The 15,643-nt window shown below is 35.5% G+C and carries 13 protein-coding genes, 2 rRNA genes and 1 pseudogene (1 of these 16 only partly in view); 10 read left to right on the forward strand and 6 right to left on the reverse strand.

Features of this window, described 5'->3' with window-relative positions; translation table 11 throughout:
* The 4 genes from Bccel_RS29330 to Bccel_RS26925 form a co-directional block, all read left to right on the forward strand.
* Positions 1-123, forward strand: the final stretch of a protein-coding gene (locus Bccel_RS29330) for a hypothetical protein (RefSeq protein WP_082225172.1). The gene continues 219 nt to the left of window position 1, outside the view; 123 of the gene's 342 nt are visible here — the last part of the coding sequence; the start codon falls outside the window, past its left edge; it ends in the stop codon at positions 121-123.
* Positions 123-3,172, forward strand: a 23S ribosomal RNA gene (locus Bccel_RS26915). Before Bccel_RS29330 ends, Bccel_RS26915 begins: the two co-directional genes overlap by 1 nt.
* A gap of 343 nt (positions 3,173-3,515) precedes the next feature.
* Positions 3,516-3,632, forward strand: a 5S ribosomal RNA gene (gene rrf, locus Bccel_RS26920).
* A 329-nt stretch (positions 3,633-3,961) separates the two neighbouring features.
* Positions 3,962-5,491 (forward strand): PAS domain-containing sensor histidine kinase, encoded by a 1,530-nt coding sequence (locus tag Bccel_RS26925; protein ID WP_050753925.1) that lies wholly within the window; start codon positions 3,962-3,964, stop codon positions 5,489-5,491.
* Positions 5,492-5,775: 284 nt separating this feature from the next.
* On the opposite strand, the gene Bccel_RS26930 is transcribed toward Bccel_RS26925, so the two are convergent.
* Positions 5,776-8,196 (reverse strand): homocysteine S-methyltransferase family protein, encoded by a 2,421-nt coding sequence (locus Bccel_RS26930; protein ID WP_036939860.1) that lies wholly within the window; start codon positions 8,194-8,196, stop codon positions 5,776-5,778.
* Positions 8,189-8,821 carry a vitamin B12 dependent-methionine synthase activation domain-containing protein gene (locus Bccel_RS26935; protein WP_036939861.1) on the reverse strand — a complete coding sequence of 211 codons (633 nt, stop codon included), beginning with the start codon at positions 8,819-8,821 and terminating at the stop codon, positions 8,189-8,191. Before Bccel_RS26935 ends, Bccel_RS26930 begins: the two co-directional genes overlap by 8 nt.
* Positions 8,822-9,081: 260 nt before the next feature.
* Here Bccel_RS26935 and Bccel_RS26940 point away from each other — a divergent pair, with 260 nt between their 5' ends.
* Positions 9,082-9,459 carry a putative zinc-binding protein gene (locus tag Bccel_RS26940; RefSeq protein ID WP_036939862.1) on the forward strand — a complete coding sequence of 126 codons (378 nt, stop codon included), beginning with the start codon at positions 9,082-9,084 and terminating at the stop codon, positions 9,457-9,459.
* A 477-nt stretch (positions 9,460-9,936) separates the two neighbouring features.
* Positions 9,937-11,010 carry a 4Fe-4S binding protein gene (locus tag Bccel_RS26945; protein ID WP_036939863.1) on the forward strand — a complete coding sequence of 358 codons (1,074 nt, stop codon included), beginning with the start codon at positions 9,937-9,939 and terminating at the stop codon, positions 11,008-11,010.
* A 237-nt stretch (positions 11,011-11,247) separates the two neighbouring features.
* Here the strand turns inward: Bccel_RS26945 and Bccel_RS26950 are convergent, their stop codons facing one another.
* Genes Bccel_RS26950 through Bccel_RS26965 form a run of 4 tightly spaced genes read right to left on the reverse strand, consistent with a single transcriptional unit; the run spans position 11,248 to position 13,004 of the window.
* On the reverse strand, positions 11,248-11,574 hold the full coding sequence (locus Bccel_RS26950) for a hypothetical protein (RefSeq protein ID WP_036939864.1): 327 nt from the start codon (positions 11,572-11,574) through the stop codon (positions 11,248-11,250).
* Positions 11,575-11,628: 54 nt separating this feature from the next.
* Positions 11,629-12,189, reverse strand: coding sequence for a hypothetical protein (locus Bccel_RS26955; protein ID WP_036939865.1), 561 nt, complete (start codon positions 12,187-12,189; stop codon positions 11,629-11,631).
* Position 12,190: 1 nt separating this feature from the next.
* Positions 12,191-12,607: a hypothetical protein gene (locus Bccel_RS26960; RefSeq protein WP_036939866.1), complete on the reverse strand. Its 417-nt coding sequence runs from the start codon at positions 12,605-12,607 to the stop codon at positions 12,191-12,193.
* Between the two features lie 34 nt (positions 12,608-12,641).
* The gene (locus Bccel_RS26965; RefSeq protein ID WP_050753926.1) at positions 12,642-13,004 is read right to left on the reverse strand and encodes an ArsR/SmtB family transcription factor; all 363 of its coding nucleotides are present in this window, start codon (positions 13,002-13,004) and stop codon (positions 12,642-12,644) included.
* 298 nt (positions 13,005-13,302) lie between these two features.
* Between Bccel_RS26965 and Bccel_RS26970 the strand changes: the two genes are divergently transcribed.
* The 4 genes and pseudogenes from Bccel_RS26970 (at position 13,303) to Bccel_RS26985 (ending at position 15,628) form a co-directional block, all read left to right on the forward strand.
* A complete protein-coding gene (locus Bccel_RS26970; RefSeq protein WP_036939867.1) occupies positions 13,303-13,677 on the forward strand; it encodes a putative zinc-binding protein in 375 nt (124 codons plus the stop codon).
* Between the two features lie 33 nt (positions 13,678-13,710).
* Positions 13,711-14,025: an ArsR/SmtB family transcription factor gene (locus tag Bccel_RS26975; protein WP_036939868.1), complete on the forward strand. Its 315-nt coding sequence runs from the start codon at positions 13,711-13,713 to the stop codon at positions 14,023-14,025.
* Between the two features lie 286 nt (positions 14,026-14,311).
* Entirely contained in the window at positions 14,312-14,596 is a 285-nt protein-coding gene (locus tag Bccel_RS26980) for an ATP-binding protein (protein WP_201781982.1), read from the forward strand.
* A gap of 30 nt (positions 14,597-14,626) precedes the next feature.
* Positions 14,627-15,628: pseudogene (locus Bccel_RS26985) on the forward strand (permease).
* Positions 15,629-15,643: the final 15 nt, after the last annotated feature.

Raw genomic sequence — 15,643 nt, forward strand, 5'->3', positions numbered from 1 at the left:
CATTATCGAGAGAAAATCGAGAATTATCTTTTTTGCAAACAGCAACTAGGTTTCGATAAAATCACCCAAAAAGGTGATTTCATCTCAACAAGTTGCAGTATAATGCGAAAAAAGATAACATAGGTCAAGCTAATAAGAGCATAGGGTGAATGCCTAGGCACCAGAAGCCGATGAAGGACGCGATAAGCTGCGAAAAGCTACGGGCAGGCGCAAATAGCCGTTTAATCCGTAGATGTCCGAATGGGGAAACCCACCTGAGATAAGCACTCAGGTACCTTAACATGAATTCATAGTGTTAAGGAGGGAGACGCGGGGAACTGAAACATCTAAGTACCCGCAGGAAAAGAAAACAAAAGTGATTCCGTAAGTAGTGGCGAGCGAACGCGGAGAAGCCCAAACCGGACTACAGCAATGTAGACCGGGGTTGTGGACTGGCATAATGATTCTTGAGACTTAGCAGAAGCAGTTTGGAAAACTGAACCAAAGAGGGTAAGAGTCCCGTACGCGAAAAGTTGAGAGACAGGCCAGTATCCAGAGTACCACGAGACACGTGAAACCTTGTGGGAAGCAGGGAGGACCACCTCCCAAGGCTAAATACTAACTGGTGACCGATAGTGAAGCAGTACCGTGAGGGAAAGGTGAAAAGAACCCCGGGAGGGGAGTGAAATAGAACCTGAAACCCTATGTTTACAAGCAGTTGTAGAGCATTAAGGCTCGACAGCGTACTTTTTGTAGAACGGTCCGGCGAGTTATTGTACGTAGCAAGGTTAAGTACTTAAAGGTACGGAGCCGAAGGGAAACCGAGTCTTAATAGGGCGATAAGTTACGTGTAATAGACCCGAAACCGGGTGACCTATCCATGGACAGGTTGAAGCGGGAGTAAAATCTCGTGGAGGACCGAACCACATGACCGTTGAAAAGGTCTGGGATGAGCTGTGGATGGCGGAGAAATTCCAATCGAACTCGGAGATAGCTGGTTCTCCCCGAAATAGCTTTAGGGCTAGCCTCAAGGGAGTCTAACGGAGGTAAAGCACTGAATGGGCTAGGGGCCTTACCGGGTTACCGAACCCTATCAAACTCTGAATGCCGTATAGATGCTCCTTGGGAGTCAGACAGCGTGAGATAAGTTTCGTTGTCAAAAGGGAAACAGCCCAGACCATCAGCTAAGGTCCCAAAATCACAGTTAAGTGGAAAAGGATGTGGGTTTGCTAAGACAACTAGGATGTTGGCTTAGAAGCAGCCACTCATTCAAAGAGTGCGTAATAGCTCACTAGTCGAGTGAGCCTGCGCCGAAAATTACCGGGGCTAAAACTGTGTACCGAAGCTATGGCTTTGTGTGTGTTCAATGGTGTTACTTTAATAAGCAGTAAAGTGAAGGGAAGCTTCACGAAAAATATCCTTGTGAAACAAATAAGATATTTTTCGTTAAATTGTCCTCAAGCTAAAGCTGTGAATTAGGGAGCAGCATTGAGCACACACGAGGGGTAGGGGAGCTTACTGTTGTAGGCTGAAGCATGATCGTAAGGACATGTGGACGAAGCAGTAGTGAGAATGCCGGAATAAGTAGCGAGAGTAAAGTGAGAATCTTTACCGTCGAAAACCTAAGGTTTCCTGGGGAAGGTTCGTCCGCCCAGGGTAAGTCGGGACCTAAGCTGAGGCCGAGAGGCGTAGGCGATGGACAACAGGTTGAAATTCCTGTACTACCGTTAGCCGCTATTAGAGAAGTGGGGACGCAGGAGGATAAGTCAAGCGAGTGACTGGAAGAGCTCGTTCAAAGAAGGTAGACAGTTTGGTAGGCAAATCCGCCAGACGGTTCGAATATCTTATGAGGAGGGAAATTAGAGTACCGAAGTGACAGATTCCACGCTGACGAGAAAAGCCACTATCGAGGATGATGGTACCCGTACCGCAAACCGACACAGGTAGGTGAGGAGAGAATCCTAAGACGATCGGGAGAAGCGTTGTTAAGGAACTCGGCAAATTGACCCCGTAAGTTCGCAATAAGGGGTGCCTCAGCAATGAGGTCGCAGAGAATAGGCCCAAGCAACTGTTTATCAAAAACACAGGTCTCTGCTAAATCGAAAGATGAAGTATAGGGGCTGACGCCTGCCCGGTGCTGGAAGGTTACGGGAATCTGTAAGTCGCAAGGCGAAGCAGTGAACTTAAGCCCCAGTAAACGGCGGCCGTAACTATAACGGTCCTAAGGTAGCGAAATTCCTTGTCAGGTAAGTTCTGACCCGCACGAATGGCGTAATGACTTGGGCACTGTCTCAACAACGTACCCGGCGAAATTGTAGTACTTGTGAAGATGCAAGTTACCCGCGACTAGACGGAAAGACCCCATGGAGCTTTACTGTAGCCTGATACTGGGTTTCGGTATTCTTTGTACAGGATAGGTGGGAGGCTTGGAAGTAGTGGCGCTAGCCATTATGGAGCCAATGTTGGGATACCACTCTAAGAGTACTGGAACTCTAACCAGAGTCCGTAATCCGGACTTGGGACAATGTCAGGTGGGCAGTTTGACTGGGGCGGTCGCCTCCCAAAAGGTAACGGAGGCGTCCAAAGGTTACCTCAGCACGGTTGGAAATCGTGCATCGAGTGCAAAGGCATAAGGTAGCCTGACTGCGAGACAAACAAGTCGAGCAGGTACGAAAGTAGGGCTTAGTGATCCGGTGGTATGAAAGTGGAATTGCCATCGCTCAACGGATAAAAGCTACCCTGGGGATAACAGGCTTATCTCCCCCAAGAGTCCACATCGACGGGGAGGTTTGGCACCTCGATGTCGGCTCATCGCATCCTGGAGCTGTAGTAGGTTCCAAGGGTTTGGCTGTTCGCCAATTAAAGCGGTACGCGAGCTGGGTTCAGAACGTCGTGAGACAGTTCGGTCCCTATCTGTCGCGGGCGCAGGATATTTGAAGGGATCTGTCCTTAGTACGAGAGGACCGGGATGGACGAACCTCTAGTGCACCAGTTGTCACACCAGTGGCACAGCTGGGTAGCCAAGTTCGGCAGGGATAAACGCTGAAGGCATCTAAGCGTGAAACCCACCCTAAGATGAGATATCCCACCGTAAGGGTAAGACCCCATGTAGACTACATGGTTGATAGGTCAGGAGTGTAAGTGCAGTAATGCATTAAGCTGACTGATACTAATAGGTCGAGGGCTTGACCAATTAAAACAGGTATTTATAAAGAGAGTCTTTATCATAGTTAAATCATCAATTCTTGTCAATATTACTTCATTATATAGTTTTGAGGGTATATAAGAAATCATTTAGACATTACTTCCGATTCGAGCGGGTGTTGACGAAACTAAGTCAACACATGAGCGAGATTAGCGGAAGTTAGGATAAGAGATTTCAAGAAATCATTTAGACATTACTTCCGATTTGAGCGGGTGTTGACGGAATTAAGTCAACACATGAGCGAGATTAGCGGAAGTTAGGATAAGAGATTTCAAGACCCGATAATTAAATAGTCAAAAGTTGATAGGCAAAAGCCTTATCAATTAAATTTTCTGGTGATGATTACGAGAAGGTCACACCCGTTCCCATCCCGAACACGGCAGTTAAGCTTCTTAGTGCCGACGATACTTAGACGGTTGCGTCTTGGTAAAATAGGTAGTCGCCAGATTTATATCAGAGCCTTATGTTAATAGCATAAGGCTCTGTTTGTATTTTGGAAAATAAATATCAAGATTACATAAGAGAATTATTTAACATTGTTTAATTACATCAGAATGTTGGAATTTATTAATAGTCACAAAATACTTTTAGCTATTTATTAGTTTAACCTTTGAAGCATATATTGGCGATTTGTATAAAGTTAAAACATTAATAATAGTAACATTGATCACTATAATATGGTATAATGTGAGTTGACTTAATATAATGAAGCACACAATTTTGAATTAAATAGGGATAAAAATATTGTTATGACTTATACAAATAAGGGGGATAAAAGTGCCGTTAAATGAGAGCATAATGAAAAGCTTTATAAGCAAGGTAAAAAATGGGCTTTATAAAAAGGTTATTCTTAACTTATTTAAGTCATCAAGTAAAATTGTATTACTTTACATTACTCTAAGTTCAGTATGGATTTTATTTTCCGACTCTTTTTTAAAATCTTTAAAATTAAGCAGTTCCACAATGGCTCACTTATCTATTGTAAAGGGATGGTTCTTTGTAGCAGTAACGGGTGTTATGCTGTATGTACTAATTGATCGAAGTATGAAAAAATTAAAATTATCTGAGGAAGAGTTAAGAAAAAAGGACGAAATGTATAGATTGGTCATTAACGGGACTACTGACGGTCTTTGGGAGTGTAATATTGAGAATAATAGTTTATATATTTCACCGAATCTTGAGGATAAGATTGATGCTAAATTTAATGATATTTCAAACCCTTTGGATATTTGGAACAAAATTGTTCACCCAGATGATATAAACGTACTGTTAAATAGCATGGAGGACTATATTAGCAGAAAAATAAGTAAGCTTTCATGTGAATGCCGAGTGAAAAACAAAGAAGGTGATTATTTTTGGATTCAACTCAAAGGCCAGGGGATTTGGAACAGTCATGGAAAAATACATAGTATTATAGGAACGCATACTGATATAACAGAAAAAAAGCTGGTTGAAGAGAAGCTTAAACATGCTAGCCATGAAAACCTTAGATTGTTAAATGAAATAATAGAGTACGATAGGCTCAAAACTGAGTTTTTTACAAATATATCTCATGAGTTTCGAACTCCTTTAAATGTTATACTGGGATCTGTACAATTAATCGAATCATACAGGGATAATAAAAATCCAGATGAGATAAAAAACAAACTACATAAGAATATAGCTTCAATCAGACAAAATTGTTACAGGCTTTTAAAAATAATAAATAATCTAATTGACATAACAAAAATCGATTCGGGGTTTCTAGAACTAAATCAGCAAAGCTGTAATATAGTGGATGTTATAGAGCGGGTTACACTGTCGGTTGCCGAGTTTATTGAAAGCAAGTCATTGAGCCTTATTTTTGATACTGATACTGAAGAAAAATATATGGTATGTGATATAAATAAGATTGAAAGGGTAATGCTTAACTTACTTTCAAATGCAACTAAATTTAACAGACCTGGAGGAAGTATATTTGTAAAGCTCACCGATATGGGAGATAATATATTGATTTCAATTAGAGATACTGGAATTGGAGTACCCAAGGATAAAAAGAGCGAAATATTTGAAAGGTTCAGGCAGTTAAATACATCACTGACTAAGGAAAGTGAAGGAAGCGGTATCGGATTATCCATAGTGAAATCACTTATAGACATGCATGGAGGAGAAATTAGTATAGAAAGTGAGTTGGGGCAATTTACTGAGTTTATAATAAAACTCCCTGCCAATGCAGAAACATCATGTGTACAAACGGCCAATGAAGATACGAAATCCAGGAAGTATTTGTATATGGCCAGCGTTGAGTTTTCTGACATATATTCATGATACAGAGATATGATTAATTATAAATTATTATGTATTAAGCAAATGCATAAGTCATTGGCCGAGATTTCCAAGGTTATAAAAATGGAATTCTATATTGAGATTGTACATTCTAGTTATGCTGAGTAATTGCGGAGCAGGTATTATCGCATTAAATGCCTTGTGTTTTAAGGTAAGATACTTATCTTTAAGCATTTTATATAAATATTTGCAATACTGTACAGTAGGGAAATTAACTATTCTACTGCACAGTATTGATAAATGGATACTGTTTGGTAAGGAACTTATTAAGTTGAGGTTAATTTCTGAGCTAACTTAACTGCTTCATAAGCATCCTTTGAATATCCATCTGCACCAATTTCAATAGCATAATTTTCATCAATAACTGCCCCGCCAATCATAAATTTGGCTTGTAGGCCAGCTTGCTTTGCTGCATTAATTACATTTTTCATTTCTACCATTGTTGTTGTCATTAATGCTGAAAGTCCAATAATATCGGCATTCAATTCTTGGGCTTTTGAAATTATTAATTCAGTAGAAACATCCTTGCCAAGATCATAAACATCAAATCCATAATTTCTAAGCATCAGGCATACAATATTTTTGCCTATATCATGTATATCACCTTTGACTGTTGCAAGGATTACTTTGGATTTGTTCGTGTATGATTCCCCAGTATATAATAATGGTTCTAAATGGCTGAAGGCCTTTTTCATTACTTCTGCACCTTTAATTAATTGTGGGAGAAAATATTCTTTTGAATCATAAAGATGTCCTACTTTATTAATTCCAGGTATCAAACTATTATCAACAATTTCACTTGGACTTTTGCCATTGTTTAATGCTTCATCTATAAATGTAATAATTTCTTCTGAGTTACCTTTAACTACTGCTTCGAAGATTCTTTCTTCAATGGGCATTTGAGCAGGACTTTTTTGAATATTGTGCTCTTTATTCTTTTTGTCAGGGTTATTTTCAGCAAAATGCTTTATGTAGTTATTTGCACTTTTATCATGTTTTATAAGTACATCACAAGCAAATTTTAGATTGGATACCATATCACTTGATGGGTTTGCTATAGCCATAGAAAGGCCTTTACATATGCCCATTGCGAGGAAGGCTGAGTTTATCCAGTTTCTTTCAGGTAGCCCAAAGGAAACATTTGATAGTCCAACTATTGTATTACATCCAAAAGTACGCGAGCACCATTCAATTACTTCAAGAGTTTCAAGTGCAGCATTTTCATCTACTGAGACAGTCATTACAAGACCATCTACAACAATGTCACTTTTGGTATATCCGTATTTCTGTGCTATATCATAAATATCTTCGACTAAACGGCATCTTTGAATGGCAGTCTTGGGAACTCCATCATCACTTAGAGGTAAGATAACAAACATAGCTCCATATTTAGCTGCAATTGGAAGTAATTTTTCAATTTTTATCTTTTCAGCAGAGATTGAATTTATTAAAGCTCTTCCTGGATATAGCCTTAAGGCTGCCTCAATGACATCTGGGGAGGATGAATCTATGCAAAGCGGCAAATCAACCATATTACTTAAGAGATTTACAACTTTAAGCATGGTTTCCTTTTCATCAATTCCAGGCATACCTACATTTACGTCCAATATTCCGGCACCTTTATCAACCTGCTCTGTTGCAAGACGTCTTACTTCTAGAGTATTTCCTAAAATCAAGTCCTGCTGTAGCTTTTTCTTACCGGTTGGATTTATTCTTTCCCCAACTATAACTAAAGGATTGTTGTCACCTATGAAAACTGTCTTTTTTGAAGAGGTAACAGCAGAAAACTTAGACTGAATATTTGGAGAAGGTTTTAAGGCTTTCGTTTTTTCACTTATTTGTGCTATATAATCAGGTGATGTTCCACAGCAACCACCCAATATGTTTGCTCCGACTTCTATGAATTTAGGCCCATATGAACCAAATTCTTCAGCACCCATATCAAATACCGTTTTGTTATCAACAAGTTTTGGCATACCGGCATTTGGTTTTGCCAGAATAGGTACTCTAGCATACGGTTTCATTGCCGATATTATATCCAGCATACCATCTGGTCCAACAGAACAGTTGCAACCAACAGCATCTGCTCCTAAACTTTGTAATATTATAAGTGCAGTGACAGGATCAGTCCCTGTTAATGTTCTCATATTATTATCGAAGGTCATAGAAACACAAACAGGCAAATCACAACTTTCCTTAACAGCTAGCAAAGCTGCTCTTGCCTCCTGAATATCCAACATAGTTTCTATAAAGAAAAAATCAACTCTGCCTTCCAGTAATCCCCTAATTTGCTCTTTATATATATCAACGGCTGCATCAAAAGCTAATGATCCAAATGGTTCAATAAGTAATCCGGTAGGTGCAATATCACCTGCAACTAAACAATTAGGGCCAGCAATATTTTTTGAGAGTGCTGCTAACTTTTTATTAATTTCAACAGTTTTATCTCCTAGACCAAACTCATTTAATTTGGTACTATTACCTCCAAATGTGCACGATAGTATAGCATTAGAACCAGATTTTATATAATTTGTTTGTATTTCTACAAGAGTATCGGGATGTTCCAATACCCATTTTTCAGGACATTCGCCCTTAGGAAGGCCAAGTTTTTGCAACTCTGTGCCGGTAGCACCATCTAGTATCATTATGTTTTCAGTTAAAAACTGTTTGAATTGTTTCTTATCCATTAATGCTCATCCTTTCTATTCCGCTTATTGCGATTACTGATTTTTCTGGTTCAAGCATACAGCTATCGGTAATTTTTACGCCTAAATTATCAAGCTCTAAAAGGTCAAATATAATCTTTTGAAAATGAAGGGATAAATCGCCATAACCTGGACTATATCTGTATTTAGTAAGCTTTTCTTGATTTCTTTTCAATAACTTATTAATGAATTCAGTTATCCACCCCACAGCAGCATCTGCTGTTTGGGAAGCTGCAGAATCCAATATTACACCCAAGGATGCATCTCCGGAAGATATTTCATAGTTTATTCTTTCCGAAACTTCATATCCTACTGTAGCAAACATAAAGACGGCTTTTTTACTGTCTTTCAATAATTCTGAAAGATTGGAACTTTCAATTTTCATGTTATTTTCAAAAGAAATAATACTACCATCATTTTCAATGATGTCTAGAATACAATATATACCCTGAGGCTGGCAGAGAATTAATCCTTCTTTGATTCCATTATTAAGAAATTCTTTTTCGCTGTCACATAAAGTAGTAACATTGTTTTTATACCCTAAACGAGTTAATATCATTTCCTTTTTAGGGTTTGAAGGAATATATTGAAAATAGTGTTTTCTCATTAAAATCACCTAGATTCTTTTAAATTCAATTAAATACTACCTAAATACCATTAAATGCAAATTTTAGTATGAGTATATATTAAATTGCTAATATAGTCAATAGTTAAATGAGAGATTCATTTTTTCATGCATACCAAATAAAAAGTATAAATTAATGCATTACATTTTATAGAAAGTATTGACAAATTAAGTATATTAGCCTAGAATTAAATTACTATATAAGAAAAAATTAATATAATAATATAAAAGGGAGTGGAAACATGAGTGAAGGTTGTTCTTTATGTGATCCTACAAAAATAATGTTGTTTGCTTGTTCTGGTGGCGGAGCTAATGTAGGTCAGATATCTAACCAAGTAGCATTAGAACTAACAAAAGAAGGAAAAGGAAAAATGTACTGTCTTGCAGGTTTGGGTGGGCATGTACAGGGACTAATCGATAACACATTAAAAGCTGATAAGGTGATAGTAATTGATGGGTGCTCTGTAGCTTGTGCTAAGAAGCTAGTAGAACACGTAGGAGTAAAAATTGACGGCTATATAGATATAACTCAAGCTGGTATAGAAAAAACTCCAGGTAAATATGAGATTTCTGATGAAGATATAACTAAAATTAAATCTTTGGTAGAAGAGATGTTGTAGAAAAGAGTTAACTACAATAATCTGAACATTTATATCAATTAAATAAAGCCTCTGAAGTAATTAATTACGTCAGAGGCTTTATTTAACTTGGTGGGTATTAGATCAAATATTTCCAGATATATATTTAATAATAAAATTTATACATAATTCGTCAAAATTTTCTATGTAGTATTGACGATTATATAGAATTCTGATAGTATAATTATGTAAATAAGTAGATTATAATATACTAAATTAGATGTTGCTAATATAAAGAAATGATAAATAGATTGTTTTGATAATTTAAAGGGGAGTTTTAAGTCTCATTCTTTTACCTTCTATTAACTTGATTTGAAATTACTTAGGGGTGTTTTATATTTACACTTTCTTAATCATTAAGTAGCCTGTTTAGTAGATAGTCAGAATTAATGAAGTACTTAAAGAATCTTCTCTAAATTATCTTTACATAGAAAATAATTTTATTGAGGAGGTTTTAAAATGAAAAAATTTTTGACTATTCTAGGCTCTCTAACTTTGGTTCTTGGGATAGCCTGTCTAACGGGAGAGATCATAGGCTGTTTTATGACCCCTATTGATGGATTCCTGTATCTTTTTGGCACTACAAGCCATAATACAATGGCATTTCTGCTAGACATCCCGCAATATCTTATTAGTGCAGGTATAATTATACTTGCTATAGCTTTTATCATGAAAGGAAAAGGTTCTAAAGAAGATGACAAACTAAATTTGCAACTGGCAAACACATCAAAATTCGGGCCATGGAAAAAGAAAAGAACTGTATTTCAGTATGCTGTTTTAGTAATAATATTTGTTCATCTCATATTGACTGTCCTAGGTTTGACTAATATTAAAGGAGTTTGTCCGAGATCTCTTGGTGATATGGCTGTAAAAGGTGAGCTTGGGATATCAGCAGTATTTTGGACTTCAATAATTGTTCTTTCACTTGTATGGGGAAGGGTTTTATGTGGTTGGTTATGTGTTTATGCCCCAGTACAAGAGACAGCAGCAAATATGCTGACTGGTATTGGAGCTAATCCATTAAAAAAGAAGTTTGTAAAGAAGGGGCTTATTTATATTACAACCATAGCCTTTTGGGGAAGTATTTTATTCAATATCATAAAAAATATAAACCATATAGATTTTAATATTAATAATGGTGACAGTGTAAATAATATCTGGTTGTATGTTGGTGGATTAATCACAATGCTTCCTTTGACCTTACTTTTTACCCACTTATTTGGAAACAGATTCTTCTGCAAATATATATGTCCAATAGGAGGTTTGCAAAGTATTTGGAATAAAGTAAGCTTATTAAAAGTTAAAATAGATCATAAAAAGTGTGTTAATTGTAATGCATGCACAAAGAATTGCCAAATGGGAGTAGCTATTGATAATTATATAAAAGAAGGAGACTCATGTGTTAGAGATGGCAATTGTATAATGTGTGGTGATTGTATTGACAAATGCCCCAAAAACGCATTAAAGTTTGGTATTATTGAAAGAAAAAGTTCATCTCAAATCAATGAAAATGAAAAAAGAAAAACAGCCTAAACTTTAAAGAATTCATAAACAAGATCGTTTGTGCAAGAAACGATCTTGTTTTTTTATGTCTAGGAAATTCAAAAAACCAAAACCTCTGTTCTTGGTTTTACATTAATATAATTCCCAGTTGCAATCTTTCAAGATGAGCCTCCAAAAATTATTATATCATAATATTTTTTTAAGCTTCAAATAAAGTCAAATGTTATAATAGGTCAAAAATGGAGTTTAAGTAAATTTACTTGAAAATTATAGGTCTATTCGTCTTTCTGATATCAATTTTTTGATAATATATTTTGTACAATTAACAGGTATTTTTAGCTTTAAAGCAATATCCAATGAGTCTATACTTTTAGTTTCATTTACATATAATAACACTTCGTCTTCAACCATTTTGAGCCACTCATTAAAACATACTTCTATTTCCGGATCTACTTCAGTTGAAGTGGATTTGTTAGATTCTGAATTAAAAAATATACTCATCATGTTGCGGCACATATCCATCATATTATTTGACTGCTGCTTTGATTCCCCTTCAGCATTATTGCTGAAGAAATTATACATTCTGCCTAGCATATTTGTCTGCCGCCTCCTAATAAATGTATTAGTTATTAACATATAAAAATTTGATTAAGTTTCATCCTTGTTCAAATTTATCTTTTTTTCTTTACTTAACTTTTCTATAAAGTACATGGCACTACTACGTGATATTTTAAGTTTTAGTGCAATTTGATCAGGATTTAAATCTTGTGTTTCATTTATATATGTTAGTATTTCACTTTCCACTTGATTTAACCAATCAGTAAATAAATTTTTCAAGTCATTATCTGCATTGTCTGAATGTGATGATGAATTCCGTGGCATTCCCATCATCATATTCATCATATCCATCATTGACCAGTTCCCATTTCTCTGGTTGCTTTTTTGATTAGATGAAGATCCACCCCCCATCATCATATTCATCATGTCCATCATTGACCAATTGCTTGATCCTTGGTTAGTGCTTGTATCTCCGGAAGTGCTTGAAAAATTGCCCATCATTCGGCTCATCATTTCTGACATTAGCTGTCTTTTTTCTTCTTGACTCATACTCGCAAAAAAAGAATCCATCATTGAACTCATCATATTCTTTTTGTCTTCAGTAGACATGCCCTCAAACATTGATTCCATCATTGAACCAGGAAAATTCATATTAATTCCCTCCCATCATATACTTAATCATTTTTGGCATCATGTGATACATAATTCCTATTTTTTCATCGTCGCTCATGTTTGTGAAAAACTTGCCACTCATTTCGTTCATCATACGGTCTTTCTCATGATCAGGTGAGTTTGCCATCATTACATCCATCATAGATCTCATAACAATAGGCATCATTTCATGTATAATACTTAGTTTTGCGTTGTTACCGACATTTTCAAATGTTCTATGAACCATTTCTTCCGGATTATTAGGGTTAAATGCCCCTGCTTGCATAAAGTATGGTGCTATTTTAGGCATCATATAGTTTTTGATTCTTTCTTTCTGCTCCCAAGATATGTTCGCAAAGCATTTGTCCATCATTTCACTCATCATTCCGATCTTTTGATCATAAGACATGTTTTCCATTAATCAGGCATCCTTTCGTTTAGATATTTTTTTGTTACTCGGTAAAATTAAGCATATTCTCTAGCATTCTTTTCCATATAGGTGGGCATTGAAATACTACATTATCTGTCGATTCAATAGTTTCTCTAGGTAGTAGCTCCCAAAATAAACCTAAGACATCCAATAGTTTTGGATTTTTAAGAATATGATACACAAATGGCCCATCTCTTAAAGTTTCAAGTATTTGATTATCTCTTAGCACCTTTAAATGGTGGGATACAAGTGGCTGAGAGAGACCCGTCTCCTCTACTATTTCAGAGACAGTTCTTTTGTTATTTCCTATAAAATTTATAACTCTAAGCCTGTTTGCATCACCAAGAATCTGAAAATACTTTTGCATCATTTGTTCTTGTCTCATATATTTTTACCCGCATATAAATATTTATTTATATAAATAATTATTTATATAAATGACGGTTTATATTTATAATTTATCATTAATTCTTTTTATTGTCAATTATTAATTTCAAATAATTAAATTTAGTAGATATTTATTTCAATATAAAGGAATGCAAGGGCAATTCTCAAAAACGGTTTTACTGCACTTTTCGAATATATTGACAATATATAGTGATAAATATATAATACGTAATATTAGAATCAACTAATATAGTCATGATCAAAAAATCATGCCATAGTAAAGGGACAAAAATTATATGTTAAATAGATGTGGTTGTAAACCTTCAGAAATTGTGATTTTTGTTTGTGCTGGTGGAGAAAATGTGGGGCAAATTGCATATAATTCTGCACTTAGCATTACGAAAAGAGGTAAAGCTACAACTTATTGCTTGATTGGCATAGGGGCTCATGTTCCTGGAATAGTAAAGTTAGCTAAAAGTGCTAAAAAAGTTATAGCGGTAGATGGTTGCCAATCATCATGTTCTAAAAAGACACTTAAGCATGCAGGGGTAAAAATCCATGATCATATAATTGTGACTAATGAAGGTATTGTTAAAAAAGAACATGCATCTGACATTACAAAGAATGATATTGAAAAAATAAGAGTTATAATAGAGTCAAAGTTTGAGTGATAGAATTGAATTATATAGTAAGGAGTATGGAGTATGGGAAATATGGGAAATCAGCTAGTAGCCAATATTTTTAAAGCTTTATCACATCCAACAAGGCTACAAATATTACGGATTCTTAAAGAAAAGCCACTTTGTGTATGTGACATTCTTCCAATGATAGAATCAGAACAGTCTAATGCATCACAGCACCTTTCAGTTTTAAGAAACCAGGGAATTGTGGAAAGTAGAAAAGATGGGTTAATGGTCATATATAAAGTAAAAAGTCCAGAGATTTATCAAATGATCGAAATTGCTGAAGCTATTTTAATTCGTCAGATCGATGAGACTAGAAATTCCTTAGGAAAGTAACCCAATAGCTTAACAAATCTTTAAAAAATCCATTAATGCACCTATAATAAAGATAATTAAATTGTTATTATAATTATTTATTGACAATTCTCAGCATATTAGCTAATATTATATTCATAATATTAGATTTTACTAATATACTAAATATAAAGGTATTACATTTATTACATAATATGGATGAGAAAAGATTGTACAATATATCAATAAGGTTAATCAGATTTTCTTGAAAAACCTTTTTGTAATTTAACCATCTCAAAAAATGTATATTGAAAGGGGTTTTATTAAAATGTCGAAAACATGGTATCCGGTTATTAGTTATGAAAACTGCACTGAATGTTTGGCTTGCTTTAACAAATGTAAAAATGGTGTTTTTACATTAAAAAATTCATGTCCGGTTGTTGTTAACCCTGAGGGATGTGTTCAGGGATGTCATGGATGTGGTAATCTCTGTCCGGTTGGAGCTATAGAGTATGTTGGAGATGATACAGGCTGGGTTCCGCCAGGCAAGAAAAACGCAGAAAGTGAATCTTCTTGCTGCGAAGCTGGTAAGATTAACTGTTGTGAGGGTTAGGAGTTGCAGTAATTAAAGGGGTTGATAATTTTGTTTGTATTCCAATGGTTAAATGAGCAATTGCTTAAAATGGAGTGGCTTTCCACGTTAATAAAAGTTTTAGTTGAGAAAGTATTTGGTTTGAATACCCAGGAACGATTGGGTGGAAGTATTCACTTTTTCATATATGATGTAATTAAAATATTTATATTGCTTACACTTCTGATTTTTGCTATTTCATATATCCAAAGTTTTTTCCCCCAGAAAGAACGAGAAAAATATTAGGCAGATATAACGGAATTTCAGCAAACATTTTAGGAGCTCTGCTTGGTACTGTAACACCATTTTGTTCATGTTCCTCAATACCATTATTCATTGGATTTACAAGTGCCGGTTTACCTATAGGGGTTACGTTTTCATTTTAATATCATCTCCTTTAGTAGATTTAGCTTCTGTAATAATGTTAGCAAGTATATTTAATTGGAAAATTGCTATAGCATATGTTATTGTAGGAGTTATCCTAGCTGTAATAGGAGGAACTGTGATAAGCAAATTGAAACTTGAAAAGTACGTAGAACCGTTCGTTTTTAACAACAAGGTCCTTGATGTTTCTCAGGAAGAATTAACTATGCGAGATAGAATTGACTTCTCCAAGGATCAGGTGCTAAATATCATAAAAAAGGTTTGGCTCTATGTTTTTATTGGTGTTGGGATAGGAGCAGCTATACACAATTGGATTCCTGAATCCATAATATCTGCAGTTCTTGGTCAGGACAAATGGTATTCAGTTATATTAGCAACGATATTTGGTGTTCCAATGTATGCTGATATTTTCGGAACCCTTCCGGTTGCCAGGGAACTTGTTCTAAAAGGTGTAGGAATTGGACTGCTCTATCGTTAATGATGGCTGTAACCGCCCTTTCATTGCCATCAATGACTATGCTCAATAAAGTGGTTAAAGTAAAGCTTCTAGCTATATTTGCAGGTGTTGTTACCATTGGTATTATTATTATTGGGTATATTTTCAATGCTTTTAGTCATCTTTTGTATTAAGTTTAGTTTATAAAT

Source organism: Pseudobacteroides cellulosolvens ATCC 35603 = DSM 2933 (genome assembly GCF_001262605.1).
GTDB classification, from domain to species: domain Bacteria; phylum Bacillota; class Clostridia; order Acetivibrionales; family DSM-2933; genus Pseudobacteroides; species Pseudobacteroides cellulosolvens.